Source organism: Cellulomonas sp. P1_G12_2, from assembly GCF_056405535.1.
Window position 1 is genome coordinate 252,583 of record NZ_JBFUBX010000001.1, and the last position, 26,934, is coordinate 279,516.

Sequence of the window (26,934 nt, forward strand, 5' to 3'; positions counted from 1 at the left end):
ACTGGCCGGTCAAATGCACGCGACGCGCCGGTTCGATCTTGCCACAGTCACCCGCTCGCGCCCTGCCGCCCGGACACCGCTGCCACTACGATCGGTCATCGTTGCCAGGGGTGCGCAGGCTGTGGACCACGACGTGGTGGACAGAGGTGCGGCACGACGCGCAACACGTGGGAGAGCGGCGCTGTCGGCACCGTCCTCGTCGCGAACCGGCGCCCACGGAACCCGCGTGACCATCTGCTCACAGGTGTGGACAACTGTGTGGACAACGTACGGTCATGCGAGACTCGACCACCCACGCGATCGAACAACCGAGGTAGCACGTGTCACAGGACGAAGAGCTCTCCCGGGTCTGGGGGMACGTGGTGTCGACCCTCGAGTCGAGCCCGGACATCACGCCACGCCAGATCGCCTTCGTCCGGCTGGCCCGTCCGCTCGGTCTCCTCGACGGGACCCTTCTCCTCGCCGTCGGCAACGACCTGACCAAGGACTACCTCGAGTCCCGCGTCCGCGGTGAGGTCACCGGCGCACTGAGCACCGCACTCGGACGCGAGGCCCGGTTTGCCATCACGGTCGACCCCGAGCTCGCGGAGGACGCACCGCCGGCCCTGCGGGTCGTCACGTCCGCACCGGACCACGAGCCCTACAGCCCGTCGCACGACGCGCGCGAGGCCGACGAGGCCGACGCCCGACGCGAGGCGCGACCCGACCTGTCGCTCGTCCAGGACGACGACGACGAGGAGCCGAACCACGGCAGCTCGGCACGCGACCGCCGGTACCCCGGCCGCAACGACGACCGGCCGAACCGCCGTCAGCCCGCGGAGCCCGCGCGCCTCAACCCGAAGTACCTCTTCGAGACGTTCGTCATCGGCAGCTCCAACCGGTTCGCGCACGCGGCCGCCGTCGCTGTCGCCGAGGCGCCGGCCAAGGCGTACAACCCGCTGTTCATCTACGGCGACTCGGGTCTGGGCAAGACGCACCTGCTCCACGCGATCGGCCACTACGCCCAGAACCTTTACCCCAGCGTGCGCGTGCGCTACGTGAACTCCGAGGAGTTCACCAACGACTTCATCAACTCCATCAGCGAGGGCAAGGCCGGCGCGTTCCAGCGGCGCTACCGCGAGGTGGACGTCCTCCTCATCGACGACATCCAGTTCCTGCAGGGCAAGGAACAGACGATGGAGGAGTTCTTCCACACGTTCAACACCCTGCACAACGCCAACAAGCAGGTTGTGATCACCTCCGACCTGCCGCCCAAGCAGCTCAACGGTTTCGAGGACCGGATGCGGTCCCGCTTCGAGTGGGGCCTCATCACCGACGTGCAGCCGCCGGACCTCGAGACGCGCATCGCGATCCTGCGCAAGAAGGCCGGCAGCGAGCGCCTGGAGGCACCGCCGGACGTCCTGGAGTACATCGCGAGCAAGATCTCGACCAACATCCGTGAGCTCGAGGGTGCCCTGATCCGGGTGACGGCGTTCGCGAACCTCAACCGGCAGCAGGTCGACCTGTCGCTCGCCGAGATCGTCCTGAAGGACCTCATCACCGACGACCAGACCACCGAGATCACCGCCACCCAGGTCATCGGGCAGACGGCGGCCTACTTCGGCCTGAGCATCGACGACCTGTGCGGCTCGAGCCGCTCCCGGGTGCTCGTGACGGCCCGCCAGATCGCCATGTACCTGTGCCGTGAGCTGACCGACCTGTCGCTGCCCAAGATCGGCCAGGCGTTCGGCGGCCGGGACCACACCACGGTCATGCACGCCAACCGCAAGATCCGCGAGCTCATGGCCGAGCGCCGGTCGATCTACAACCAGGTGACCGAGCTCACCAACCGGATCAAGCAGCAGAACCGGGGCTGATCAGCCCTAGTTATCCACAGCCGTCCACAGGCACCTGGGGACGCTTGTGACGGCATTCACCTGAACGACGCATCCGTCGCTCCGGGCGACAACCGGAACGCTCTGATCTGCGGAAATACCGCCAACGGGACATCTCCGGCGTTCACAAACGATCGATTCCCACGAAATGCCATGAGACAACTCTCACCATCGAAACGATACGAGGCTCTTGACCTCAACCTTCACCCTCGGAATGAGACATGCATGGGACGAATCTCCACACCTGTGCACTCACCTGTGGATGACGGTGGATGACCCCCCGTCACGGTGTGGACGGGCGGGCCCTGATCGGTGGACGCAGAACGGCCCGACCACAGCCGTCCACCCCCGTCCACGGAGAGTCCGTTTCGGCCCACAGCTCGCGTGCACAGGCTGATCGAGGGTTGACCTGCACGGACACCGACCATCCACATGATGCACAGGACCGATGACGATGATGAGACATCTCTATGAGGGGGATCCACACACCGCCAAAGGCCCCGACCGGCCCCAGACCCCACGGAGAACAACACGGCTGTTGTTGTCATCCGACTGCCCGTACCGAGCGTCCGACCTCTCGCGTAGTGTTCGCCTGATGCCTGTCAGCCCGCACTCCCCACAACCGTGGTGGGACGTCGGCCGGGCCAGCTCGACGAGAGGTGAGGTATGAGGTTCCGGGTCGACCGCGACGTGCTCGCGGACGCCGTCACGTGGACGGCGCGCAGCCTGCCCACCCGGCCGCCGGTCCCTGTCCTGGCGGGAGTCCGGCTCGAGGCCGACACCACGGGCACGGTCCAGCTCTCCAGCTTCGACTACGAGGTCTCGGCGCGGTCGCAGATCCCGGCGGACGTCAGCGAGGCCGGCTCCGTGCTGGTCTCGGGACGCCTGCTCGCGGAGATCTCCCGCTCCCTGCCGGACAAGCCGGTCGACGTGGTGCTCGAGGGCACCAAGGTGGTCGTGACCTGCGGAGCCAGCCGGTTCACGCTCCTGACGATGCCGGTCGAGGACTACCCGAACCTCCCGGTGATGCCGCCGACCACCGGCACCGTCGACGGCGACGAGCTCACGCACGCGGTCGCCCAGGTGTCCGTCGCCGCGAGCCGGGACGACACGTTGCCCCTGCTCACGGGCGTGCGCGTCGAGATCGAGGGCGAGAAGGTCACCCTGCTGGCCACCGACCGCTACCGGCTCGCCCTGCGCGAGCTCACCTGGAAGCCGTCGTCGCCGGACATCTCGACCGTCGCGCTCGTCCGGGCGCGCACGCTGTCGGACGCCGCGAAGTCGCTCGGCAGCGCCGGTTCGGTCACCGTGGCGCTGTCCACGGGCTCGGGCGTCGACATGATCGGGTTCGAGGCCGCCGGCCGCCAGACCACGAGCCTCCTGGTCGACGGGGACTACCCCGCGGTCCGCCGGCTGTTCCCGGACGAGACGCCCATCCACGCGATCGTCAGCACGCACGCCCTCGCGGACGCGGCCAAGCGCGTCAGCCTGGTCGCCGAGCGCAACACCCCGATCCGCCTGTCGTTCAGCGAGGGTCAGGTCGTGCTCGACGCCGGCCAGGGCGACGACGCGCAGGCGTCCGAGGCCCTCGAGGCCACGCTCGTGGGCGACGACATCTCGGTGGCGTTCAACCCGCAGTTCCTGCTCGACGGGCTCGGCGCGCTGAGCACGACGTTCGTCCGGCTGTCGTTCACGCACCCCAACAAGCCCGTGGAGTTCACCGGCCAGGAGACGCTGGACGGCGAGGACAACCCGGAGTACCGGTACCTGCTGGTGCCGATCCGTTTCGCCAGCTGATCGGCGCACCGTCGCGTCCTGCGGCAGAGTGAGACGCGGTCGCGACGAGAGAGGCACGCCATGCACATCGGTCTGGTCGGTCTGGGCAAGATGGGCGCGAACATGCGCTCGCGCATCCGGGCAGCAGGCATCGAGGTCACCGGGTACGACCGGAACCCTGACGTCACCGATGTCCCGTCGCTCGAGGCGCTGGTCGAGTCGCTCCCCGCGGGCGAGCGTGTCGTCTGGGTGATGGTGCCCTCGGGTGAGATCACCGACGCGGTGGTGCACGACCTGGCCGGGTTGCTGACGGCCGGTGACATCGTCATCGACGGTGGGAACTCGTACTACCAGGACGACCAGCCGCACGCGGACCTGCTGGCGGCGACGGGTGTCGGCTTCCTCGACGCCGGGGTGTCCGGCGGTGTCTGGGGGCTCGAGAACGGCTACGGACTCATGGTCGGCGGGGACGAGAAGCTCGTCGCGACCGTCATGCCGGTGTTCGACGCGCTACGGCCGGAGGGTCCGCGCGCCGAGGGTTTTGTGCACGCGGGCAAGGTCGGTGCTGGTCACTTCGCCAAGATGGTGCACAACGGGATCGAGTACGGGCTGATGCAGGCCTATGCCGAGGGGTACGAGCTGCTGGCGGCAAAGGACCTGGTCACGGACGTGCACGGGACGATGCGCGCGTGGCAGCGGGGGACGGTCGTGCGCTCCTGGCTGCTCGAGCTGCTGGTCAAGGCGCTCGAGCAGGACCCGGGCCTGGGCGAGATCGACGACTGGGTCGAGGACTCCGGCGAGGGTCGCTGGACCGTCGACGAGGCGATCGACCTCGCGGTGCCGGCTCCGGTGATCTCGGCGTCACTGTTCGCGCGCTTCGCGTCCCGCCAGGAGGAGTCCCCGGCGATGAAGGCCGTCGCCGCTCTGCGCCAGCAGTTCGGCGGCCACGCCGTGAAGCCGGCGGGCGCCCCACCCGCACCGCCCGCCTGAACCGACGATGTACGTCGCGCACCTCTCCCTGACGGACTTCCGCTCGTACGCGCAGGTCGAGCTCCCGCTGGAGCCCGGCATCACCGCGCTCGTCGGGCCCAACGGCCAGGGCAAGACCAACCTGGTCGAGGCGTTGGGCTACGTCGCCACGCTGGGCAGCCACCGCGTCCCGACGGATGCCGCCCTGGTGCGCGCCGGCACCACCCGGGCGGTCGTCCGGGCGAAGGTGGTCCGCGAGCTGGAGCCGGGCCGGCCGCGGTCGACCCTCGTCGAGATCGAGGTCACGCCGGGGAAGGCCAACCGCGCGCGGGTCAACGGGGGCTCACCCACCCGGGCTCGCGACGTGCTCGGCATCCTGCGGACGGTCCTGTTCGCGCCGGAGGACCTGTCGCTGGTCAAGGGCGATCCCGATGGCCGACGCCGGTTCCTCGACGACCTGCTGGTGCAGCTGACGCCACGGGTCGCGGGGACGGTCGCGGACTACGACCGGGTGCTGCGGCAGCGGTCGGCCCTGCTGAAGTCGGCCGCAGTGGCGCGTCGCGGTGCCGGTGCGGACCTGCGCACGCTGGACGTGTGGGATGCCAAGCTCGCGCAGACCGGCGCGCAGATCATCGTCGCCCGGCGCCACCTGGTCCGCGCCCTGGCACCGCACATCGAGCGGGCGTACGCGCAGGTCAGTGCGGGTCAGGGCGATGCCATCGTCACCTACAAGGCCTCGCTCGACACGGTCCTCGAGAGCACCGACGAGACGGCGTCGGCGGACCTGGTGGAGGCGCAGCTGCTGGAGGCGATCGGTCGGCTGCGCAGCAAGGAGATCGAGCGGGGGGTCAGCCTCGTCGGACCGCACCGCGACGACCTCGTCCTCACGCTCGGAGGCCTGCCGGCCAAGGGGTACGCGAGCCACGGGGAGTCCTGGTCGTTCGCGCTCGCACTACGCCTGGCGTCGTACGAGCTTCTGACCAGGGGCGATGAAGGCGTCGGCGGTGACTGGGGCCCCGACGGCGAGCCCGTGCTCATCCTCGACGACGTGTTCGCCGAGCTCGATGCGCGCCGGCGGGACCGGCTGGCGGAGCTGGTCGCCCCGGCGCGGCAGGTGCTCATCACCGCGGCGGTCGCGGAGGACGTGCCCGCACCGCTGGCCGGCGCACGTGTGGACGTCATGGGCGGCGAGGTGGCCCGTGTCCTCTGACGACAGCCTGTTCCCCAAGCCCCGGCCACTGGACGGCACCCCGCTGCATGACCTGGTGGACCTGACACCCCCGCGCCAGGTGGCTCTCGGAGCACTGGGCCGCGCGAAGGCCGCCGCGGCACAGCGCGGGTTCCGGCCTGGGGACCCGGCTCGACGACGCCCTCTGGTCCAGGTGGCGGTCGGCACGGCGGGCCCGGGTGCGCGGGACCCGCAGCTCATCGGCTCGACGGTCAGCGGCCTGCTCGACCAGCTCGGCGGGACGTCGGACCAGGTGGCGGGCGTGCTCAAGCACCGGTGGGCGGAGCTCGTCGGCCCGCAGGTGGCCGAACACTGCGAGTACGTGTCGTTCGAGGGCGGGGCGCTGACGCTCCGCGCGCACTCGACGTCGTGGGCCACGCAGCTGAAGTTCCTGGCCCCGGCCATGCTGGGCCGGTTCGCGGCCGATCTGGGCGACGGGATCGTCCTGGAGATCACGGTGCTGAACCCCGGCGGACCCCGGTTCAAGACCGGTCCGAAGCGCGTGGCGGGCCGCGGGGAGCGCGACACGTTCCGCTGACTGCCGAAGAGCTCGGCCGACCCCTGTGGGAAAAGAGGGTCTGAGCCCGTCCACCAGGTAGACTGTGAAGGTCATTCCTGGCGCATCTGTGCCCGGAACTCCAGCGTCATGGAGTGATCCGACCCGGCGAAGTTCGGTCGGCGCGCTCCGTCGCGTGTGAGAGCTTGAGGAGCACCACCGCCCGTGGCTGAGCAGAGCACCACCCCGTCCAGCACCATCAAGAGCGGCAACGGCGGGTACGACGCCTCCGCGATCACGGTGCTCGAAGGCCTCGAGGCGGTGCGCAAGCGCCCCGGCATGTACATCGGCTCCACCGGTGCCCGTGGTCTGCACCACCTGGTCACCGAGGTCGTCGACAACTCCGTCGACGAGGCGCTGGCCGGCTACTGCGACCACATCGAGATCACGCTGCTGCCCGACGGCGGCGTGCGCGTGGTGGACAACGGACGTGGCATCCCGGTCGCCATCCACCCGACCGAGGGCCGTCCGACGGTCGAGGTCGTCATGACGATCCTGCACGCCGGCGGAAAGTTCGGCGGCGCGGGCTACGCGGTCTCCGGCGGTCTGCACGGCGTCGGCATCTCTGTGGTGAACGCGCTCTCCACCCGCGTCGAGACCGTGGTCAAGCGCGACGGGTTCGTGTGGCAGCAGGACTTCGCCGACGGAGGCAAGCCGCTCGGTGAGCTGCAGAAGCGCGAGGCGACCGACGAGTCCGGCACCACGCAGACGTTCTGGGCGGACCCGGCCATCTTCGAGACCACCGAGTACGACTTCGAGACGCTGCGCGCGCGCTTCCAGCAGTACGCGTTCCTCAACAAGGGCCTGCAGATCACGCTCACCGACGAGCGTCCGGCGCACCTGGACACCGGCGACGAGGTCGTCGGCGGCGAGGAGCCCGAGGACGAGGGCGGAGCGCCGGCCGCGCGGACCGTCACCTACAAGTACGACGACGGCCTGGTCGACTACGTCAAGCACCTGAACGGCGCCAAGAAGGTGGAGGTCGTCCACCCGGAGATCATCGACTTCGAGTCCGAGGACACCGAGCGCCGGATCGCCGTCGAGATCGCCATGCAGTGGACCAACGCGTACTCCGAGTCGGTGCACACGTACGCCAACACGATCTCGACCACCGAGGGCGGCACGCACGAGGAGGGCTTCCGTGCGGCGATGACCTCGCTGATCAACCGCTACGCGCGCGAGAAGGGCATCCTCAAGGACAAGGACGAGAACCTCACGGGCGACGACATCCGCGAGGGCCTCACGGCGGTCATCTCCATCAAGCTGGGCGAGCCGCAGTTCGAGGGCCAGACCAAGACCAAGCTCGGCAACACCGAGGCCAAGACGTTCGTGCAGCGCGTGGTCAACGAGCAGCTCGGCGACTGGCTGGACTCGCACCCGAACGAGGCGCGGGACGTCATCCGCAAGTCGATCCAGGCCGCGGCCGCCCGCATGGCTGCCCGCAAGGCGCGCGAGGCCACCCGCCGCAAGGGTCTGCTGGAGTCGGGCGGCATGCCGGGCAAGCTGCGCGACTGCCAGTCGAACCGCGCGGAGGAGTGCGAGATCTTCATCGTCGAGGGCGACTCGGCCGGCGGCTCGGCGGTGCGCGGCCGCAACCCCCGCACGCAGGCGATCCTGCCCATCCGCGGCAAGATCCTCAACGTCGAGCGCGCCCGCCTGGACCGCGCCCTGGGCAACCAGGAGGTCCAGGCGCTGATCACGGCGTTCGGCACCGGCATCGGCGAGGACTTCGACCTGTCCAAGCTGAGGTACCACAAGATCGTGATCATGGCCGACGCCGACGTCGACGGTCAGCACATCCGCACCCTGCTGCTCACCCTCCTGTTCCGCTACATGCCGAACCTCATCACGCACGGCCACGTGTACCTCGCGCAGCCGCCGCTGTACCGGATCAAGTGGGCCAACGCCGAGCACGACTACGTGTACTCGGACCGTGAGCGGGACGTCTTCATCACCGACGGCCAGGCGGCCGGCAAGCGGCTGCCCAAGGACAACTCGGTCCAGCGGTACAAGGGTCTGGGCGAGATGGACTACCAGGAGCTGTGGGAGACGACCATGTCGCCCGAGCACCGCACCCTCCTGCAGGTCACGCTCGACGAGGCCGCCGCGGCCGACGAGATCTTCTCGGTCCTCATGGGCGAGGACGTCGAGTCCCGCCGCTCGTTCATCCAGCGCAACGCGAAGGACGTGCGGTTCCTCGACGTCTGATCGGAGACGTCCGGCCTACACCCACGTACGCAACCGAAGTAAGGAACCCCGTTGAGCGAGACCACCGGCAACGAGATCGAGCACGGCAACATCGAGCAGGTCGACCTGCAGCTGGAGATGCAGCGGTCGTACCTCGACTACGCCATGTCCGTCATCGTCGGCCGCGCCCTGCCGGACGTGCGCGACGGCCTCAAGCCGGTGCACCGCCGCGTGCTCTACGCGATGTACGACGGCGGCTACCGGCCGGACCGCCAGTTCTCCAAGTGCTCGCGCGTCGTCGGCGACGTCATGGGCAAGTACCACCCGCACGGTGACACGTCGATCTACGACGCCCTGGTGCGACTGGTCCAGGACTGGTCGCTGCGCTACCCGCTGGTGTCCGGGCAGGGCAACTTCGGCTCCCCGGGCGACGACCCCGCGGCCGCACCCCGGTACACCGAGTGCAAGATGGCCCCGCTGTCCATGGAGATGGTCCGGGACATCGACAAGGACACCGTCGACTTCCAGGACAACTACGACGGCCGCACCCAGGAGCCCACGGTCCTGCCGTCGCGGTTCCCGAACCTGCTGGTCAACGGCTCGGCGGGCATCGCGGTCGGCATGGCCACCAACATCCCGCCGCACAACCTGCGCGAGGTGGCCGAGGGTGTCCAGTGGCACCTCGACCACCCGGAGGCGTCGCGGGAGGAGCTGCTCGCTGCCCTCCTGCTGCGGATCAAGGGCCCGGACTTCCCCACCGGCGCGACGATCCTCGGGCACAAGGGCATCGAGGAGGCGTACCGGACCGGTCGCGGCTCCATCACCATGCGCGCGGTCGTGGAGGTCGAGGAGATCCAGGGCCGGATCTGCCTCGTCGTCACCGAGCTGCCGTACCAGGTGAACCCGGACACGCTGGCGAAGAAGATCGCGGACCTGGTCCGCGAGAACAAGGTGACCGGCATCGCGGACATGCGCGACGAGACGTCGGGCCGCGCCGGCCAGCGCCTCGTCATCGTGCTCAAGCGCGACGCCGTCGCGAAGGTCGTGCTGAACAACCTCTACAAGCACACGCAGCTGCAGGAGACGTTCGGCGCGAACATGCTCGCGCTCGTCGACGAGGTGCCGCGCACGCTGAGCATCGACGCGTTCGTGCGCCACTGGGTCACCCACCAGCTCGAGGTCGTCGTCCGTCGCACCGCGTACAAGCTGCGCGAGGCCGAGGCCGACATCCACATCTACCGCGGCTACCTCAAGGCGCTCGACGCGCTCGACGAGGTCATCGCGCTCATCCGCCGCTCCCCCGACGCGGACGAGGCGCGCGCCGGCCTGATGGCGATGCTCGACATCGACGAGCTCCAGGCCAACGCGATCCTCAACCTGCAGCTGCGCCGGCTTGCGGCGCTGCAGCGCCAGGAGATCCTCGAGCGGTACGCCAAGCTCGAGGCCGAGATCGCGGAGTACCAGGCGATCCTCGACTCCGAGCAGCGCCAGCGGGACATCGTCTCCGAGGAGCTGGGCGAGATCGTCGCGAAGTACGGCGACGAGCGGCGCACGACGATCCTGCCGTTCGACGGCGAGGTCAGCGTCGAGGACCTCATCGCCGAGGAGGAGATGGTCGTCACCATCACCCGCGGCGGCTACGCCAAGCGGACCCGGTCGGACAACTACCGGGCGCAGCGCCGCGGCGGCAAGGGCGTGCGCGGCGCGCAGCTGCGCGAGGACGACCTGGTCGACCACTTCTTCGTCACGACGACGCACCACTGGCTGCTGTTCTTCACCAACCTCGGACGCGTCTACCGGGCCAAGGCGTACGAGCTGCCGGAGGGCGGCCGGGACGCCAAGGGCCAGCACGTGGCCAACCTGCTCGCGTTCCAGCCGGGCGAGAAGATCGCGCAGGTGCTCGACATCCGCGACTACACCAACGCCGAGTACCTGGTCCTGGCCACGCAGCGCGGTCTGGTGAAGAAGACTCGCCTGTCGGACTACGACTCCAACCGGTCGGGCGGCGTCATCGCGATCAACCTGCGCGAGGACGAGGACGGCCTGCCCGACGAGCTGGTCTCGGCCCGCCTGGTCGACTCCGACGAGGACCTGATCCTGGTGTCCCGCAAGGGCCAGTCGGTGCGGTTCACCGCCTCCGACGAGTCGCTGCGCCCGATGGGCCGGGCCACCTCGGGCGTCACGGGCATGAAGTTCCGCGCAGACGACGAGCTGCTCGCCATGGACGTGGTGCGTGAGGACGCGTTCCTGTTCACCGTGACCGAGGGCGGCATCGCCAAGCGCACCGCGCTCACCGTGGAGAACTACCGCCAGCAGGGTCGCGGCGGTCTGGGTATCAAGGTGGCCAACCTCCCGGAGGCGAACGGCGACCTCGTGGGCGCCCTCGTGGTGGACCCCGAGGACGAGGTTCTCGTCATCATGGAGCGCGGCAAGATCGTGCGCTCGGCGACGGCCGAGGTGAACGCCACGGGTCGCACGACGCAGGGCGTTATCTTCGCCAAGCCCGACAACGGGGACCGCATCATCGCGGTCGCGCGGAACACTGAGCGACACCTCGCCGAGGAGCCGGGTACCGTGGGCGCTGAGAATGGCCAGGTTTCCGACGTCCCGGACGCTCCCGGTGTCGCCGAGACGCCCGTCGACCAGGCAGTGACCGACCCGTCAGCGGAGGACGCATGACCGATTCCACGCCCCCCTCGATCCCGCCGCGCAAGCGACCGACGACGCCGACGACCGCCGGTCGCACGACGACGTCCGCGCCACGCGCAGGATCGACGTCGGCGTGGAACGGCACGTCGACCGACGACGCCGCGACGCACGTGCCGGGGCTGAACGGCTCCAACGGCACCACCGCGTTCACCGTGCCGGCCAGCGTCATGCCCCCGACGGTCGCCCCGACGAAGTCGTCGCCGCCGGTGGCGCGGGCGGAGGCGCCGGAACGCCAGACGAGCTCCGTGCAGACGGAGACCGCGCCGGCCACCCCGACATCTCCACAGGATCGTGACACCTCCGCACCGGCAGTCGGCGACGAGCACGACCCTCCGTCCCCGATGATGGTGGCGGTGGACACCGCCACCGTCTGGCTGAAGAAGGCCGGCGTCGCGACGTCCGCAGCGATAGCCGCGGCCACTCGACCCCGTACCAAGGAACCGACCATGACGACCACCCCGGCAGCTGCCCCGGCGGCCAGCACCACGGCCCCCCGGCCGGCAACCGCGTCCGACAACCTCACCGGCGCGCGGCCGACCACGGGACGCATCCCCGCTGTCGGTCCCCACGGCGCCCCGCGCCGGGTCCGGCTGGCGATCTCCCGCGTCGACCCGTGGTCCGTGATGAAGCTGTCGTTCCTGCTGTCCGTGGCCATCGGCGTGATGATCGTCGTGGGTGCGGCCGTCGTCTGGTTCACGCTGAACGGGCTCCAGGTGTTCACCAAGGCGAACGACCTGGTCACCCAGATCACCGGTACGGAGAGCGGGATCGACATCCTGCAGTACGTCGAGTTCCAGCGGATCATCTCCGGCGCCACGCTCATCGCGGTGATCGACGTCTTCTTGCTCACGGCCCTCGCGACCATCGGCGCGTTCCTCTACAACATCGTGGCGGCGCTCGTCGGCGGCGTGCACGTGACCATGACGGACGAGTGACGAGAGCCGGTTTGGGCGCGGCCCCCGCGCTGGGGTAGTCTCATCCGGCGCCACTGCGGCGCGCGTAGTGCACGGGCCTATAGCTCAGACGGTTAGAGCGCTTCCCTGATAAGGAAGAGGTCACAGGTTCAAGTCCTGTTAGGCCCACTCCCAAACCCGTGGGGGAACCGATGAAGAAGCTCCTGCTCCTGGCGGTAGCCGCCGCCGTCGGATTCGTCGTGTGGCAGAAGTACGCGCAGGATCGCKACGAGCGAGACCTGTGGGCAGAGGTCACCGACACGTTCGAGTGATCCGCCCCGGGGATGCGCAACGGGGCCATGGCGCAATTGGTAGCGCACCTGCTTTGCAAGCAGGGGGTTAGGGGTTCGAGTCCCCTTGGCTCCACCAGTGTGACCGCTGCCCCTGCCGACCATGTCGACAGGGGCACTCGTGTCTGAGAAGACCGACTTCACGAAGACGCTCGACGGCTACCGCGCGCAACGGGGCACGTTCCGGCTCGTGGACGTGCCGGAGATGCAGTACCTGATGATCGACGGGCACGGAGACCCCAACACCGCGCCCGAGTTCGCGGAGGCGGTCGCCGCGCTCTACCCGGTGGCGTACACGCTGAAGTTCGCCAGCAAGCGGGAGCTCGGCCGCGACTACGTGGTGCCGCCGCTGGAGGGCCTGTGGCGGGCCGACGACATGGACTCGTTCACGGTGGCGCGGGACAAGTCCCGGTGGGACTGGACGCTGCTGCTGATGGTCCCGGACTGGATCGACCATGACCGGTACTCCGCCGCCGCCGAGCAGGTCCGGGCCAAGAAGGACCGCCCCGCGCGTCTCGACGACGTCCGGCTGGAGACCTTGTCGGAAGGCCGGTGCGTGCAGACGCTGCACGTCGGCTCCTACGACGACGAGGCCCCCGTGCTGGCGCAGCTGCACCACGAGTTCATCCCCGACAGTGGGCTGCGGATGACGGGGACGCACCACGAGATCTACCTCAGCGACCGCCGCAGGGTCGCGCCCGAGAAGATGCGCACGATCCTGCGGCAGCCGGTCGCCACCGTCGACGCGTAGCGGCGTCGCGCCCGTTCAGCCCTCGACGGGCTCCGGCTCCTGCCCCGACAACCCGTCGATCAACGTCCGGCTGCCTAGCGGCTCCCTGAGCGTCACCTCGACCACGTCCTGGCACGCGTCACCGGGGTCGTGCCGCGTCGAGACGACCGTGACGGTCACCTCGTCGTCGGTCTCCTCGACGGTCGCCCGCGGGTCGCCGTGACACGTGTCGACCACCAGCTGGAGCACGTCTCCCGAGACCGACCACGCGACGATGGGCCGGGGCCCACGCTGCCCCTCGACCGGCGAGCACGACGCGAGCAGGACGAGCAGAGCCGTGACCGAGGCGCCACGCAGCGGGGTCCTTGACGAGCGCACGATCCGGACACTACGCGCCGGGCTCGGGGCCGTCCGCGACCGGGTCCACCGGACGGTGGAGGCGGTCCGGCCTGAAGGTGGGCGAGGTCGTCGCGCACGCTGCCTAGGCTGCCGTCATGGCCCTCGACCCCGACCTGCCGCCGCAGCCGCAGCCCGCGCTGTCCACGTGGTCGAGCGTGTGGCGGTACCTGGTGGCGGCGGGTGTCGGGCTGGCCGCCTGGGGCGTGACCGCCGCCGAGCACCTGTCGGTCTCGCCCGAGGCGGCGGAGAACGTCGCCGGGACGCTCCTCGTGGTGGACCTGGCACTGGGCGTGATGACGACCTGCCTGCTCGCGCTGCGTCGCCGGTACCCCCTGCCGGTCGCCCTGCTGATCCTCCTCGCGACGACCGTCTCCTCGGCGAGCGTCGGCGCGGCGACGATCGCGCTGGTCTCGCTGGCCACCTGGCGCCGGCGCGGCTGGGTGGTCGCGGCCGGTGCGACGGCGCTCGTGACGGGACTGGCGTCCGAGCTGTTCTACCGCGCGGCCTTCCCCGACCGGGACAACAGCGGCTACCTCGTGCTCGTCGGGCTCCTCGTGGGTATCTCGTACCTCGCGGCGGTCGTCGCGACCGGCTACTACATCGGGACCCGGCGGGAGCTGGTGGCGTCGCTGCGCGAGCAGGTGGCGACGGCCGAGCGCGAGCGGGAGCTGGCCACGGAGCGGTCCCGCGACGCCGAGCGCACCCGGATCGCGCGGGAGATGCACGACGTGCTCGCGCACCGGATCTCGCTGGTCGCCCTGCACGCGGGCGCCCTGGCGTACCGCGACGACCTGACCCGCGAGGAGACGCGCGAGACGGCGCAGACGATCCAGTCGAACGCCGCCCTGGCCCTCAGCGAGCTCCGGCAGGTGCTGGGAGTCCTCCGGGCCGGCGCGGGTGCCGAGGGCATCGAGCCCCCGCAGCCCACCCTCGCGGAGCTGCCCGCGCTATTGGCCGACGCGCGCGAGGCCGGTTCCGACGTCGACCTCGACACCAGCGGGCTCGTCGAGGAGCCCCAGCCGCAGACCCTGTCCCGCACGTCGTTCCGGATCGTCCAGGAGGCCCTGACCAATGCCCGCAAGCACGCACCCGGCGAGCCGGTGAGCGTCCGGCTGGCCGGCGGACCCGGCGCCCAGCTCGAGATCGCGATCCGCAACCCGGTCCGGACACCGCCCGGCGGGCAGCGCGGCGGGGTGGGGCTGGCCGGGCTGGAGGAGCGCGCCGAGCTGGCTGGGGGCGAGCTCGATCACGGGATCGGACCGGACGGGGCGTTCGTCGTGGAAGCGAGGCTGCCGTGGCCGGCGTGAGGGTGGTCGTGGTCGACGACGACGCGCTGGTGCGCGCCGGTCTACGCATGATCCTGGGCGGGGCACCGGACCTCGAGGTGGTCGGTGAGGCGGCCGACGGTCAGGAGGCGCTGGACGTCGTCGCGCGCGAGCTCCCCGACGTGGTGCTCATGGACATCCGGATGCCGCGGATGGACGGCCTGGCCGCCACCCGACGGCTGCGTGAACGAGGCACCACGGCACGGATCATCGTCCTGACCACGTTCGACACCGACGAGATGGTGCTCACCGCGCTGCAGCTGGGCGCCGCCGGGTTCCTGCTCAAGGACACCCCACCGGCCGATCTGGTCGTCGCCGTGCAGCGCGTGGCGCTCGGCGAGCCGATGCTGTCGCCCAGTGTCACCAGCCAGCTGATCGCCGCAGTCACGCGCCCGGCCGACGACGGGCGCCGGCGCAAGGCGAGGACGCTCCTGGCGCGACTCACCGACCGGGAGCGGGAGGTCGCGGACGCGGTGAGCAGCGGGCTGACCAACACCGAGATCGCCCGGTCGCTGCACCTGGGGGTGGCCACGGTGAAGACGCACGTGGGCAGCCTGTTCACCAAGCTCGAGGTGACCAACCGCGTGCAGGTGGCCCGGTACGTGCACGACGCGGAGGACCGCTGACTCAGAGGCCGAGCTGCTCCCGGGCGGCGTCGAGGCCGAGGAACGTCACGTCGGGACGGAGCTCTTCCGGCCGCGCCTCCCATGTCGCCCGGTCCAGCAGATAGCGCCGGCTGACCGCGGGCTGACCTTCGCGAGCAACGATCTCGATGCCGTTCTCGACGTAGCCGATCCGCCGGGTGACCCCGTTCGAGGGGCCGTTGTCGTCGAACGCGCTGGTGGTCGCCCGCACACCGTCGAAGCCCTCGAACAGCAGGTGCAGGATCATCAGCCGCATCCGGGTGCCGACGCCCTGGCCCTGGTGGCGCCGACCCAGCCACGAACCGGTCTCCGCCGTCCGGGTGACCAGGAACTCGCTCGCCATCACCGCCTGGGTGCCGACCACCTCACCGCCCCGCACGACCGCGAGCTCGAGGTTCCACTTCGCCGGCGACACGGTTCCTCGCGCACCCCACTGGTACGCGAGGACGCTCCGAGCCACCTCGGTCGGGGTCCCGCGCGTCCACGGCACCATGAACGGCATCGCGTCGGGCGCGTGCACGCCTTCGCCGGCGAGCCGCGCGAGCGCCGCCAGGTGCTCGTCGTCCATGTACCGCAGCTCGAGGTCGCCGCTGCGGACACGGAGCCCGGAGATCGGCCAGAGGTCGTCCATGGCCGCAGGCTTCCCCGCTCCGCTGCCCCGGTCAACCTGAAAGCACTCGGCTCGTGTGGGTCCGCTCGTCTAGGTTGGTCCGCTGTGACCGCTCCCGTGATCGCCGCCCACGGCCTGACCAAGCGCTTCGGCGACTTCACCGCCGTCGACGGCATCGACTTCGAGGTCCCCCCGGGCGAGTCGTTCGGCCTGCTGGGCCCCAACGGAGCGGGCAAGTCGACCACCATGCGGATGGTCGGCGCCGTGTCGTCGCGCACGGCCGGCGACCTGACGGTCCTCGGACTCGACCCCGACACGCACGGGCCGGAGATCCGCTCGCTGCTGGGCGTCGTGCCGCAGGAGGACAACCTCGACACCGAGCTGCGGGTGCGCGACAACCTCATCGTGTACGGCCGCTACTTCGGGATCCCGCGGGCGGTGTGCGCGTCGCGGGCCGACGAGCTGCTGGGCTTCGCGCAGCTGGAGGAGAAGCGGAACGCCAAGGTCGACGACCTGTCGGGCGGCATGAAGCGCCGGCTGACCATCGCCCGCGCGCTCATCAACGAGCCGCGCATCCTCATGCTCGACGAGCCGACCACCGGCCTCGACCCGCAGGCGCGCCACGTGCTCTGGGACCGGTTGTTCCGACTGAAGGAGCGCGGCACCACCCTGGTGCTCACCACGCACTACATGGACGAGGCCGAGCAGCTCTGCGACCGGCTGGTGGTGGTGGACAAGGGCCGGATCATGGCGGAGGGCAGCCCGTCGTCCCTGATCCGGCAGTACTCGACGCGGGAGGTGGTCGAGCTGCGCTTCGGGTCCGACCGCAACGCGGAGGCCGCCGTGCGGATGGCCGGTCTGGTCGAGCGGATCGAGGTGCTCCCGGACCGGGTGCTGCTGTACGCCGACGACGGCGAGGCGGTGCTCGAGCGGGTGACCGACCTGGGTCTGCACCCGACCACGTCCCTCGTGCGACGCTCGAGCCTGGAGGACGTGTTCCTGCGGCTCACAGGGCGGAGCCTGATCGAATGACCACCACAGTCACCGACGCCGCGGTCGAGGCCGCGGTCAGGCCCCGGCGGTTCGGGGCCTGGTACATCGCCGAGCACCAGCTGCGCGGCATGAAGGCGTACGGCTGGACCATCGTGGTCGGCAGCGTCGGCAACCCCTTGCTGTACCTGCTCGGCATCGGACTGGGCCTGGCCGCGTTCCTCGACCAGCCGATCGCGTCCGGCGCGGACGGGCTCGTGGACTACGTGTGGTTCGTCGCGCCGGCGCTCCTGGCGACCGCCGCGGTCACCGTGGCCATGGACGAGTTCACCTTCGTGATCATGGCCGGGTTCAAGTGGCGACGGATCTTCTGGGGCATGAACGCCTCGCCGATCGCACCCCCGCAGATCGCCGCCGGGCTGGTCCTGTCGGTCGTCCTGCGCATGCTGTTCACCACGACCATCTACTACCTGCTGATCGTCGCGTTCGGGGCCGTGGGCGATCCGGTCACCGGCGCGCTCATGCCCCTGGTCGGCGTGCTGGCGGGTCTGGCGTTCGGCCTGCCGGTCATGGCGTTCTCCGCGGGCCTGACGGAGGACAAGGGGCAGTTCGCCCTGGTGCAGCGGTTCGTCTTCACGCCCCTGTTCCTGTTCTCCGGCACGTTCTTCCCGCTGACCACCCTGCCCGTGTGGCTGCAGTGGATCGGCTGGGTGTCGCCGCTGTGGCACGCGAGCGAGATCGGGCGGTCGCTGTCCTACGGCTCGCCGCCGGGCGCGTGGCCCGTGTGGGTGCACCTGGCCGTGCTGCTCGTGCTCGCCGCCACCGGCTGGGTCATGGCCCGGCGGGCCTTCGTGAGGAGGCTCCGAGCAGGATGACGACGACGACCACCCACGAGCCCACCCGCAGCGCCATCAGCTCGCTGTACGCGCGCAACGCGCGGTCCGTCGTCGCGCGCGGCCTCAGGGCGACCAAGAGCTCCAGCGGGATCATCGTGCTCTCCGGCTTCTTCGAGCCGGTCTTCTTCCTGCTCGCCATGGGCCTCGGGCTTGGCTCGTTCATCGGCGACGTCGAGCTCCCCGACGGGACCTCGGTGCCGTACGCGGCCTTCATCGCGCCGGCCCTGCTGGCGGTGTCCGCCATGAACGGCGCGGTCTACGACTCGACGTGGAACGTGTTCTTCAAGATGCACTTCGGCAAGCTGTACGACGCGATGCTGGCGACGTCGCTCGGTCCGCTCGACGTGGCGTTCGGCGAGATCACCTACGCGCTCCTGCGCGGAGGCGTCTACGCCTTCGGATTCCTGACGGTCATGCAGGTCATGGGCCTGAACCTGGCCTGGTCGGCGGCGCTCGCACTGCCGGCCGTGCTGCTCGTCGCGTTCGGGTTCGCCAGCGTCGGGATGGCCGTGACCAGCTACATGAAGACCTTCCAGCAGATGGACTGGATCAACTTCGTGATGCTCCCGATGTTCCTGTTCTCGGCCACCTTCTACCCCATCACGGTCTACCCGGGCTGGATCCAGGGGCTCATCAAGGCGCTCCCGCTGTGGCACGCGGTGGAGCTGGTGCGCGGGCTGACGCTCGGGGTGGTCGACGGCTCGATGCTCACGCACGTGGCGTACTTCGTGGTCATGATCGGACTCGGGCTGGTGTTCACGACCGTGCGGTTGAAGGCCCTGTTCCTCGACTGACGTCCGACATATGAGACAGGCGTCCGGTGTAGGATTGGGCAAGTGATCGGGATCATCGACTACCGCACCGGTAATTCGCAGAGCATTTCTTATGCGCTCGAGCACCTCGGTGTCCCCCACGCGCTGGTGGCCAAGCCCGGCGAGTGCGACGAGGTCGACAGGTACATCCTCCCCGGGGTCGGGGCGGCCGGCGTGACCATGGAGTCATTGGCCCAGGAGGGCTGGATCGACCACCTGTCGGAGAAGGTTCTGGCCGATGGTCAGGGCTTTCTCGGGGTCTGCGTCGGGCTGCAGGTGCTGTTCGAGCACTCGGACGAGGGCGACGTCGAGTGCCTCGGCTGGCTCAAGGGGTCGGTGCACGAGTTCGACAGGTCCCAGGTCCGGGTCCCGCACATGGGCTGGAACAATGTCGACGTCCGCGGGGACCACCCGTTCTCGCGGGCATTCACGCCGGGCGGGTTCTATTACTTCGTGAATTCCTTCTACGCGAAGCCGACGGACGATTCCACCCTCGTGGGCGTCACCACCTACGGCCAGGAATTCGCTGCCTCCGTGGCCTACAAGAACATCATGGCGACGCAGTTCCACACCGAGAAGAGCGCGCGCGCCGGCCTGCAGGTGCTCAAGGCGTTCTGCGATCTCGACATGAACGAGGTGAAGGATCTCGATGCTCGCTAACCGGCTGATCGCCTGCTTCGACGTGAAGGACGGCCGCGTCACCAAGGCCCAGCAGTTCCAGGACAACATCGACGTGGGGGACCCGGCCGAGCTGGCCGACCGGCTGTACCACGAGGACGTCGACGAGATCGTCATCTACGACATCATGGCCAGCGCCCAGAAGCGCCAGATCGACCTGGCCATGGTCCGCAAGGCAGCGCACCGCACGTTCGTGCCCCTCACGGTCGGCGGCGGGATCCGGCACCTCGAGGACATGCACGAGGTGCTCCGGGCCGGCGCGGAGAAGATCAGCATCGACTCGATGGCGGTGCGCAACCCGCAGATCATCACGCAGGGGTCGGTCGAGTTCGGCCGCCAGTGCATCGTGCTGAGCATGCAGGTCAAGCGCGTGGAGCCGACGGCGACGATCCCCAGCGGGTACGAGATCGCCATCGACGGCGCCCGCACCTACACCGGCATGGACGCGGTCGAGTGGGCCAAGCGAGGGCAGGACCTGGGCGCCGGCGAGATCGTGGTGAACAGCATCGACCGCGACGGCACGGGCTCCGGGTACGACCTGGACATCACGCAGCGGATCACCGAGGCCGTGTCGCTGCCGGTCATCGCCTCGGGTGGGGCCGGGCTGGTCAGCCACGTGGCGGACGCGTTCCGGATCGGCGCCACGGGCGCGATCACAAGCTCGATGCTCTACTCCCCGCGGGTCGCGCACACCCTGACGGTCGGCGAGATGAAGGCGCAGCTGGCCGAGATGGGCGAGCACGTCCGCCCGGTGCACAGCGCGGACTGAGCGCCGCAGGCAACGCCGACGGGCGCCCACCCCGGTCAGCGAGGTGAGCGCCCGTCGTCGTCCCGCAGGTCAGGAGACCGTGCAGGCCACCCCGTTCACCGTGAAGGCGGTCGGGGCCGTGTTGGTACCGGTGTGCGACCCGTTGAACCCGATGTCCGTGCTGGCACCGGGCGCGAGGGTGGCGTTCCACCCGAGGCCCGTGGCCGTCACGGCGGACCCGGTCTGGGTCCACGTCGCGCTCCACCCCTGCGTCACCTTCTGACCGGAGGGGAACGTGAACCCGAGGGTCCAGGTCAGCGGGGTGGTCGACGTGTTGGTGACCTTGACGCTCCCGGTGAAGCCGACGTTCCAGCTGTTGGCGGAGTACGCCACGGCGCAGCTGCTGCCGGTCGTCGTCGGCAGGGTCGTGAAGGTCACCGACGGGCTGGTCGCCGACGTGTTGCCGGCGCCGTCCTTGGCCCGCACCGCGTAGGTGTACGCGGTGCTCGCGGTGAGTCCGGCGAGCGTCGTCGATGCGGCGGTGGTCGAGGCCACCAGGGTCGAGGACGATCCCTGGACCCGGTACACGTCGTACCCGGCCAGACCGCTGCTCCCGGTGTCGGTCGACGCCGCCCAGGCGAGGGTGGCGCCGGTCTGGGTGACCGCCGAGGCGACCGGCGTGCCGGGCACGGTCGGGGCGGTGGTGTCTGTCGCGGCCGTGGTGGTGAACGTGACGGACGAGGACGCGACCGACACGTTCCCGGCGACGTCCTTGGCCCGCACCGCGTACGTGTAGGCAGCCCCGGCGGTCAGACCGGTGAGCCCGAACGTGGTCCCGGTGGTCGAGCCCACGAGCGCCGACGTGGACCCGCTGATCCGGTACACGTCGTACCCCGCCAGGGCGTACGTCCCCGGGATGCCCGCGGTCCAGGTGAGGGTGGCCCCCGTCGCGGTGACCGCGGACGCGACCGGCGTCCCGGGCGCTCCTGGCGGCTGGACCTCGACGGGCGGGTCGGCCGTCGTGAACGTGCCGACCGCGGAGGCGGCGGACACGTTGCCCGCGACGTCCTTGGCCCGCACGGCGTACGAGTACGCGGTGCTCGGCGTGAGGCCGGAAAGGACCGTCGACGTGCTGGTCGTCGAGGCGACCAGGGTCGAGGTGGTGCCCTGGACCCGGTACACGTCGTAGCCCGCCACGCCGCTGCCGGCGTCGGTCGAGGCCGTCCAGCCGAGCGAGGCGCCGGTCGACGTGATGCCGGACGCGGCCGGTGTGCCCGGCACGGTCGGCGCGGTCGTGTCGGTGACCGTCCCGGTGGGCTCGGTGCCCCAGATGAGCCGGCCGCCGTCGTAGAGCGTGATCGCCTTCGTCTTGGCCAGGGCAGTGGTGGTGAGGGCCGCGAACGAGGGGTCGTTGGTCGCGTTCCACGTGGAACCACCGGTCACCCGGAACTGCAGCTCGCGGCGGTGCTGCGACTGGCCGCCGGGGTGGATGTTCTGACCGACGCAGCTGAGCTCGGCGTAGTAGAGCGTGCCGCCCGCGCTCACTGGCTTCGCGGTCTGCGGGCCGCACTCGCTGTAGTTGGCCGAGAGCGTGAGGTTCGCCGCCGAGTCGCCGGCGTCGAGGGTGAACCAGTACCGCAGGGTGCCGTTCTTGAGCGCCCGGGCGGGGAAGGCCGACTGGTTGCGGATCATGGCCTTGACCTCGGTGAACGTGCCACCGGGAGGCTGGTTGAGCATGGCCTCGACAAAGATCTCGTCGCCGTCCGGCTGCTCCGCCACGGGGAAGCCGGCCAGCGGGGTGCCGCCGTACTCCTGCGTCAGCCGCGCGAGCGCGCTCGAGAAGCCGGCGTTGTAGTCGGTGGCCACCTCGTTGGCGGTGTAGTCGGACCGCAGGTCGGTGTACGCGTCGTTGGCGCCGCTGGGTCCGCCGACGAGTGCGCCGTACAGGACGTGCCGCGTCGCGGTCGGTGCGGTCAGCGAGTCGAGCCACGAGCCGTGCGCGGTGCGGTGGTGCGGGTTCTGCGGCGGGTTGGCGCCGAAGCCGACCACGTAGCTGCTCTTGCGGGGGTTGTCGCCGAGCGCGTAGTTGATCTGGCGCACGCCGAAGTCGTGGTACCGGGCCTTGCGCGTGGCGTCGGGCAGCCAGTCGGAGTAGACCAGCGCGACGAACGACGTGTTCGCCGCGTACCGCAGCGAGCCCCACGAGTCGAGGACGGCCTGGCCACCGGGCGAGTACGGGATCCGCTGGCCGTTCACGCCCACGGTCCAGTAGTCCAGCCACCGGTTGGCGTCGTCGACGTACTGCTGCTTGCCGGTCTCCATGGCCAGCAGCGGGTACATCGCGTAGGCCTTGTCGTCCCACGCGACGGTCCACTTGTACGACCGGGTCGTCGTCTGGTTCTCGACGCTCAGCTTGGTGTACTCCGCCTCCGCCTTGGCCAGGTAGGTGGCGTCACCGGTCGCCTTGTAGAGCCAGTAGGCGCCCCAGACGAGCTCGTCCTGGTAGCCCGACCACGACTTGTAGTACGCCGCCGCAGCCGTCACGCAGTCGGAGTACTTGCCGCGGTAGGTGTCCGCGAACGCGTAGAGCTGCTTGGCGTGCGACAGGAGCGTGGCGGAGTACGCCGGGTCGTCGGTCTTGAAGACGATCGCGGCCGACGCCAGCGACGCCGCGGTCTCGCCCGCGACGTCCGATCCCGGGCACGAGGCGCTGATCTTGTGCGACGGACGCGCCATCGTCATGACCTCGGCGGGGCCCCACCACTTGTGGTCCGCCTCGCCGTCGCCCACCTGCACATACAGCTCGTTGGGCGCGGTGTGCGCCTTGATGAAGTAGTCGTTGACCCAGCGCAGGTTGCTCTTGAGCTCGTCCAGCTGCCCGGCCTTGGTGTAGCCGGCGGGGGCGGCGATGGCGCCCCACGCGAGCATGGTCGAGCTGAACGCCATCGGGAGCCCGAACTTCACGTGGTCGCCCGCGTCGTACCAGCCGCCCGTGAGGTCCTTGCCCACGTCGGCACCGTCGGTCAGCGCCGAGTCCCCCCGCCAGCTCACGCGGTTGTCGGCCGGCAGGTCGCCCGCACGCTGCGCCTCGTAGAAGAACATCGACTTCTGGAGGGCCTCGGCGTAGTTGTACGCCGGGTCGGCGGCGGTCGCGGCGCCGGCGAGCGGAGCGACGAGCAGGCCGGCGGCGACGGTCAGGGCGGTCGTGCACGCGATCGCGACGCGACCACGGGTTCTGGGGCGGTGCATGGGGTCCTCTTCCACGGCACTGGGGACGGTCGACTCAGCGGGGTCGGCGGGAGGCCCCGGCGTCGCCTAGGTGCGGCCCCGGCACGACGCGCCTCGCGCATCGTCCTCAGGCGGCCGGACGAGGGTCAACGGCCAAAACGTTTAGGCACCACGACGACGGCCCCCGGTCCGTGAGGACCGGGGGCCGTGCGGGTCGGAAGGCGTCAGAGCGGGCGGTCGCCCTCGTCGAGGTTCTTGACGGGGTCCGGCGGGGAGTCGATCACCGGCTCCGCCGCGGGCGGCGTGTCGGTGTCGACCACCACCGGCGCCGTGGCGTCGGCCGGCTTGGCCGTCCGGCGCGTGGTGGCCTTCTTGGCCGCCTCCGTCGCGCCGGCGACCTTCTCCTTGGCGGCGTCCGTGGCCTCGGAGACCTTCTCGGTCAGGTCGTCCTTGGCCTCCACCACCTTCTCGGTGAGGCTCTCCGTGGCGGCGGTGACCTTCTCCGCCGCCTTGCGGGTGGCGTCGCGGCCCTTGGCGACGGCGCTGCCGGCAGCCTCGCCCACGGCGTCCGCGGCATCGCCCACGCGCGTGTGCGCCGAACCGGTGTCCGTCGGCTCCCACGGCTCGGCCCACGGGTCCACGCTGGACCGCGACCGGGTCCACGCGGCGACTCCCGCGCCGATGCCGATCAGGGCGGCGAGCAGCCAGAACACCTTGGCGCCGGTGTGCTTCTTCTTGGCCGAGGCCGCCTCGGCTGCCGCAGCCAGCGCCGCGGCCCTGCCCTTGCCCCGGGTCGCGGCGGAGTCGGCAGCGTGCTCGACCGCAGCGCCCGCCTTGACCGCGGCGTCGTTCATGGCCGCGACGAGCTTGGGCAGCAGGTCGTCCACCAGCTTGTCGTGCGCGCTGTCGATGGCCGGCGACGCCTTCAGGGCCGCGCTCTCCACCTTGGGAGCGGCCGCCTTGACGCTCTCCTTGTACAGGTGCTCGACGCGGGGCAGCAGCCAGTCGATGGCCGCCTCGACCCGCGGGGTCGTCCAGTCCTTCGCCTGGGCGGCGGCGTCTCCGGCCTTGGACGCCGCGGTCCCGGCGGTCTCCTTGGCGCTCCTCGCGGCGTCGGCCAGCGTGGCGCCCAGGTCGGCTGCCTGGTCCTTCAGCTTCTCGGTATCGACGTCGATCTTCGGGCTCTTCGTGAACGGCATTCTCGGCTCCCGGCTCGTCGGCTGTACTGGCGTCCCACTCTGCCACCGTGAGCGCACCCGTGCAGGGTGGTATTCGGCCCGTGGCCTGCGCGACCGCTCGTCTCCAGGTCCTCAGCAGGGTCGCGTGCGAGACTTCTCGCATGTTTGCGACTCTGCACACGACCGCCGGAGACATCCGGATCGAGCTCTACCCCAACCACGCGCCCCGCACGGTGCAGAACTTCACGGGGCTGGCCACGGGAACGACCCCCTGGACGGACCCGACCACCGGCGAGGAGCGCACCGACCCCCTGTACAACGGGGTCGTCTTCCACCGCGTGATCTCCGGGTTCATGATCCAGGGCGGCGACCCGCTGGGCACCGGCCGCGGAGGCCCCGGCTTCACGTTCGACGACGAGATCCACCCCGAGCTGTCGTTCAACGAGCCCTACCTGCTCGCCATGGCCAACGCCGGCAAGCGTCTGGACCCGACCACCGGCAAGGTCGGCGGCACCAACGGCTCGCAGTTCTTCATCTCGGTGGCGCCCACCGAGTGGCTCAACGGCAAGCACACGATCTTCGGCAAGGTCGCCGACGACGAGAGCCGTGCCGTGGTCGACGCCATCGAGAAGACGCGTGTCCGCCCGGGTGACCGTCCCGTCGAGGACATCGTCATCAACTCGATCACCATCGAGGACTGAGACCACCATCAGCGAGTCCTCCCAGCCGGGCGCGCCGGTCGCGCCGCCGGTCTGCCCTCGGCACCCCGACCGGGTGTCGTACGTGCGGTGCCAGCGGTGCGGCCGGCCCACCTGCCCGGAGTGCCAGCGCCAGGCCGCGGTCGGCGTGCACTGCGTCGACTGCGTGGCCGAGGCGGCCCGTGCCGTGCCGAGCACCCGCACCGCGCTCGGCGGGGTGCGGCACGACGGCCGGCCCGTCGTCACGCTCACCCTCATCGGCCTGTGCGTGGTCAGCTTCGTCCTGCAGCTGGTCCTGCCGTCGTGGACCGGCCGCTGGCTGTTCTCGCCGATCCTCGGGTTCTACGAGCCGTGGCGATTCCTCACCGCGGCGTTCCTGCACTCCCCCGGCCAGTACCTGCACATCGTGTTCAACATGGTGGCCCTGTGGTTCGTCGGGCCCACGCTCGAGAACACGCTCGGCCGGGCCCGGTACATCACGCTCTACCTGGTGTCCGCGATCGGCGGTTCCGTCGGGTCGGTCCTGCTGGCCACCGCGACGGACAGCTGGGCCGTCACGAGCGTCGGTGCGTCCGGTGCGGTGTTCGGTCTGTTCGGCGCGATCCTCGTGGTCAGCAAGCGGCTCGGCGGCGACGTCCGCGGCATCCTCGTGCTCATCGGCATCAACCTGGCCCTCGGGTTCGTCATGGCGAACATCGCGTGGCAGGCGCACGTGGGCGGGCTGGTCACCGGTGGGCTGCTCGCCGCGGCGTACGCCTACGCCCCCGCGTCCCGACGACGGCTCGTCGCCGTCGCGGCGCCCGTGGCGCTCGTCGCGGTGCTGCTCGTGGCCACGCTGCTCACGTATGCCTCCGTCGGCGCGTTCGACTGAGTCTCAAGCCCGCTCACAGCACGATCCGGCACCTCTCCCGGTGTCCCCACGGTTGCCCACAGCTGTGGAACTACACCCGTGTAGTTATCCACAGACTTGTGCACCGCTGGGGACAGCCCGGGCGTTCCCGCAGGTCAGCGCCGCGGCCTGGGGATGACGTCGGTGGCACGAGGGTGGGGACGAGCGCCGGGTCCGGGCATAGCGGACGCCCGCTCGCCGGGGTCGACGAAGGCGCCGCTCGCGGGTGCGAACGGCGCCTCGGTCAGAGCGTGTGGAGCGTCAGCGCCAGCGCGTCGTCATGCTGAAGCCGGCGATGATGAGGACGAACCCGATGGCCAGGTTCCACTGGTCGATGCCAGGGATCGGGTACTGCGACTGGGTGAGGTACGTGACCACGATCCAGATCAGTCCGAGGATCATCAGCCCGAGCATCACGGGGAGGAACCAGGGCGCGTTGACCTTGGGTCCCGTCGACTTGGCGGGCGGCGGTGTGTACGTCGCCTTCTTGCGCGACTTCGACTCAGGCACGTCCGGTGCTCCTGTCCTGCGGCGGTGCGGCCCACGGGCCACGGGAGACCACGCGGG

24 protein-coding genes and 2 tRNA genes are annotated in these 26,934 nt (G+C 70.2%); 21 read left to right on the forward strand and 5 right to left on the reverse strand.

The window, feature by feature from the left end; all coding sequences use genetic code 11:
• Positions 1-320 precede the first annotated feature (320 nt).
• The 12 genes from dnaA (at position 321) to AC1DXT_RS01365 (ending at position 13,293) form a co-directional block, all read left to right on the forward strand.
• Positions 321-1,856: a chromosomal replication initiator protein DnaA gene (gene dnaA, locus AC1DXT_RS01310; RefSeq protein ID WP_477059579.1), complete on the forward strand. Its 1,536-nt coding sequence runs from the start codon at positions 321-323 to the stop codon at positions 1,854-1,856.
• A 684-nt stretch (positions 1,857-2,540) separates the two neighbouring features.
• Positions 2,541-3,671, forward strand: a complete 1,131-nt coding sequence (dnaN, locus tag AC1DXT_RS01315; RefSeq protein ID WP_056086230.1) for a DNA polymerase III subunit beta — start codon at positions 2,541-2,543, stop codon at positions 3,669-3,671.
• 18 nt (positions 3,672-3,689) lie between these two features.
• Positions 3,690-4,640: a phosphogluconate dehydrogenase (NAD(+)-dependent, decarboxylating) gene (gnd, locus tag AC1DXT_RS01320; RefSeq protein ID WP_477060789.1), complete on the forward strand. Its 951-nt coding sequence runs from the start codon at positions 3,690-3,692 to the stop codon at positions 4,638-4,640.
• Positions 4,641-4,647: 7 nt separating this feature from the next.
• Positions 4,648-5,829, forward strand: coding sequence for a DNA replication/repair protein RecF (gene recF / locus AC1DXT_RS01325; protein WP_477059580.1), 1,182 nt, complete (start codon positions 4,648-4,650; stop codon positions 5,827-5,829).
• On the forward strand, positions 5,819-6,385 hold the full coding sequence (locus AC1DXT_RS01330; RefSeq protein ID WP_477059581.1) for a DciA family protein: 567 nt from the start codon (positions 5,819-5,821) through the stop codon (positions 6,383-6,385). Before recF ends, AC1DXT_RS01330 begins: the two co-directional genes overlap by 11 nt.
• 183 nt (positions 6,386-6,568) lie before the next feature.
• Positions 6,569-8,611, forward strand: a complete 2,043-nt coding sequence (gene gyrB, locus AC1DXT_RS01335; protein ID WP_477059582.1) for a DNA topoisomerase (ATP-hydrolyzing) subunit B — start codon at positions 6,569-6,571, stop codon at positions 8,609-8,611.
• A gap of 51 nt (positions 8,612-8,662) precedes the next feature.
• Complete coding sequence (gyrA, locus tag AC1DXT_RS01340) at positions 8,663-11,269, forward strand: DNA gyrase subunit A (protein ID WP_477059583.1); 2,607 nt, start codon at positions 8,663-8,665, stop codon at positions 11,267-11,269.
• Positions 11,266-12,234 carry a DUF3566 domain-containing protein gene (locus tag AC1DXT_RS01345; RefSeq protein WP_477059584.1) on the forward strand — a complete coding sequence of 323 codons (969 nt, stop codon included), beginning with the start codon at positions 11,266-11,268 and terminating at the stop codon, positions 12,232-12,234. Before gyrA ends, AC1DXT_RS01345 begins: the two co-directional genes overlap by 4 nt.
• Positions 12,235-12,307: 73 nt before the next feature.
• Positions 12,308-12,381, forward strand: a tRNA-Ile gene (locus AC1DXT_RS01350).
• Positions 12,382-12,404: 23 nt separating this feature from the next.
• Positions 12,405-12,524, forward strand: a complete 120-nt coding sequence (locus AC1DXT_RS01355; RefSeq protein ID WP_477059585.1) for a DLW-39 family protein — start codon at positions 12,405-12,407, stop codon at positions 12,522-12,524.
• A gap of 21 nt (positions 12,525-12,545) precedes the next feature.
• A tRNA-Ala gene (locus AC1DXT_RS01360) sits at positions 12,546-12,621 on the forward strand.
• A gap of 24 nt (positions 12,622-12,645) precedes the next feature.
• Positions 12,646-13,293: a GyrI-like domain-containing protein gene (locus AC1DXT_RS01365; protein WP_477059586.1), complete on the forward strand. Its 648-nt coding sequence runs from the start codon at positions 12,646-12,648 to the stop codon at positions 13,291-13,293.
• Between the two features lie 15 nt (positions 13,294-13,308).
• On the opposite strand, the gene AC1DXT_RS01370 is transcribed toward AC1DXT_RS01365, so the two are convergent.
• Positions 13,309-13,650: a hypothetical protein gene (locus tag AC1DXT_RS01370; protein WP_477059587.1), complete on the reverse strand. Its 342-nt coding sequence runs from the start codon at positions 13,648-13,650 to the stop codon at positions 13,309-13,311.
• Positions 13,651-13,766: 116 nt separating this feature from the next.
• On the opposite strand from AC1DXT_RS01370, the gene AC1DXT_RS01375 reads away from it, so the two are divergent.
• Both AC1DXT_RS01375 and AC1DXT_RS01380 read left to right on the forward strand, forming a co-directional pair.
• Complete coding sequence (locus tag AC1DXT_RS01375) at positions 13,767-14,978, forward strand: sensor histidine kinase (RefSeq protein WP_477059588.1); 1,212 nt, start codon at positions 13,767-13,769, stop codon at positions 14,976-14,978.
• Positions 14,975-15,622, forward strand: coding sequence for a response regulator (locus AC1DXT_RS01380; RefSeq protein ID WP_477059589.1), 648 nt, complete (start codon positions 14,975-14,977; stop codon positions 15,620-15,622). Before AC1DXT_RS01375 ends, AC1DXT_RS01380 begins: the two co-directional genes overlap by 4 nt.
• Before the next feature lies 1 nt (position 15,623).
• On the opposite strand, the gene AC1DXT_RS01385 is transcribed toward AC1DXT_RS01380, so the two are convergent.
• Complete coding sequence (locus tag AC1DXT_RS01385) at positions 15,624-16,271, reverse strand: GNAT family N-acetyltransferase (RefSeq protein ID WP_477059590.1); 648 nt, start codon at positions 16,269-16,271, stop codon at positions 15,624-15,626.
• An 84-nt stretch (positions 16,272-16,355) separates the two neighbouring features.
• Between AC1DXT_RS01385 and AC1DXT_RS01390 the strand changes: the two genes are divergently transcribed.
• Genes AC1DXT_RS01390 through hisF form a run of 5 tightly spaced genes read left to right on the forward strand, consistent with a single transcriptional unit; the run spans position 16,356 to position 20,395 of the window.
• On the forward strand, positions 16,356-17,282 hold the full coding sequence (locus AC1DXT_RS01390) for an ABC transporter ATP-binding protein (protein WP_477059591.1): 927 nt from the start codon (positions 16,356-16,358) through the stop codon (positions 17,280-17,282).
• Entirely contained in the window at positions 17,279-18,115 is an 837-nt protein-coding gene (locus tag AC1DXT_RS01395; RefSeq protein ID WP_477059592.1) for an ABC transporter permease, read from the forward strand. The genes AC1DXT_RS01390 and AC1DXT_RS01395 overlap by 4 nt, the downstream gene beginning before the upstream one ends.
• Positions 18,112-18,930 (forward strand): ABC transporter permease, encoded by an 819-nt coding sequence (locus AC1DXT_RS01400; RefSeq protein WP_477059593.1) that lies wholly within the window; start codon positions 18,112-18,114, stop codon positions 18,928-18,930. Before AC1DXT_RS01395 ends, AC1DXT_RS01400 begins: the two co-directional genes overlap by 4 nt.
• Positions 18,931-18,972: 42 nt before the next feature.
• On the forward strand, positions 18,973-19,608 hold the full coding sequence (gene hisH, locus AC1DXT_RS01405) for an imidazole glycerol phosphate synthase subunit HisH (RefSeq protein WP_477059594.1): 636 nt from the start codon (positions 18,973-18,975) through the stop codon (positions 19,606-19,608).
• Entirely contained in the window at positions 19,598-20,395 is a 798-nt protein-coding gene (hisF, locus tag AC1DXT_RS01410) for an imidazole glycerol phosphate synthase subunit HisF (protein WP_477059595.1), read from the forward strand. The genes hisH and hisF overlap by 11 nt, the downstream gene beginning before the upstream one ends.
• A gap of 69 nt (positions 20,396-20,464) precedes the next feature.
• Here the strand turns inward: hisF and AC1DXT_RS01415 are convergent, their stop codons facing one another.
• Positions 20,465-23,623 carry a glycoside hydrolase family 9 protein gene (locus tag AC1DXT_RS01415; RefSeq protein WP_477059596.1) on the reverse strand — a complete coding sequence of 1,053 codons (3,159 nt, stop codon included), beginning with the start codon at positions 23,621-23,623 and terminating at the stop codon, positions 20,465-20,467.
• Positions 23,624-23,826: 203 nt separating this feature from the next.
• Positions 23,827-24,801 (reverse strand): hypothetical protein, encoded by a 975-nt coding sequence (locus tag AC1DXT_RS01420; RefSeq protein WP_477059597.1) that lies wholly within the window; start codon positions 24,799-24,801, stop codon positions 23,827-23,829.
• Positions 24,802-24,941: 140 nt separating this feature from the next.
• On the opposite strand from AC1DXT_RS01420, the gene AC1DXT_RS01425 reads away from it, so the two are divergent.
• Both AC1DXT_RS01425 and AC1DXT_RS01430 read left to right on the forward strand, forming a co-directional pair.
• The gene (locus tag AC1DXT_RS01425) at positions 24,942-25,481 is read left to right on the forward strand and encodes a peptidylprolyl isomerase (protein WP_477059598.1); all 540 of its coding nucleotides are present in this window, start codon (positions 24,942-24,944) and stop codon (positions 25,479-25,481) included.
• Between the two features lie 73 nt (positions 25,482-25,554).
• Positions 25,555-26,349, forward strand: coding sequence for a rhomboid family intramembrane serine protease (locus AC1DXT_RS01430; protein ID WP_477059599.1), 795 nt, complete (start codon positions 25,555-25,557; stop codon positions 26,347-26,349).
• A 279-nt stretch (positions 26,350-26,628) separates the two neighbouring features.
• Here the strand turns inward: AC1DXT_RS01430 and AC1DXT_RS01435 are convergent, their stop codons facing one another.
• Positions 26,629-26,877: a cell division protein CrgA gene (locus tag AC1DXT_RS01435; protein ID WP_477059600.1), complete on the reverse strand. Its 249-nt coding sequence runs from the start codon at positions 26,875-26,877 to the stop codon at positions 26,629-26,631.
• Positions 26,878-26,934: the final 57 nt, after the last annotated feature.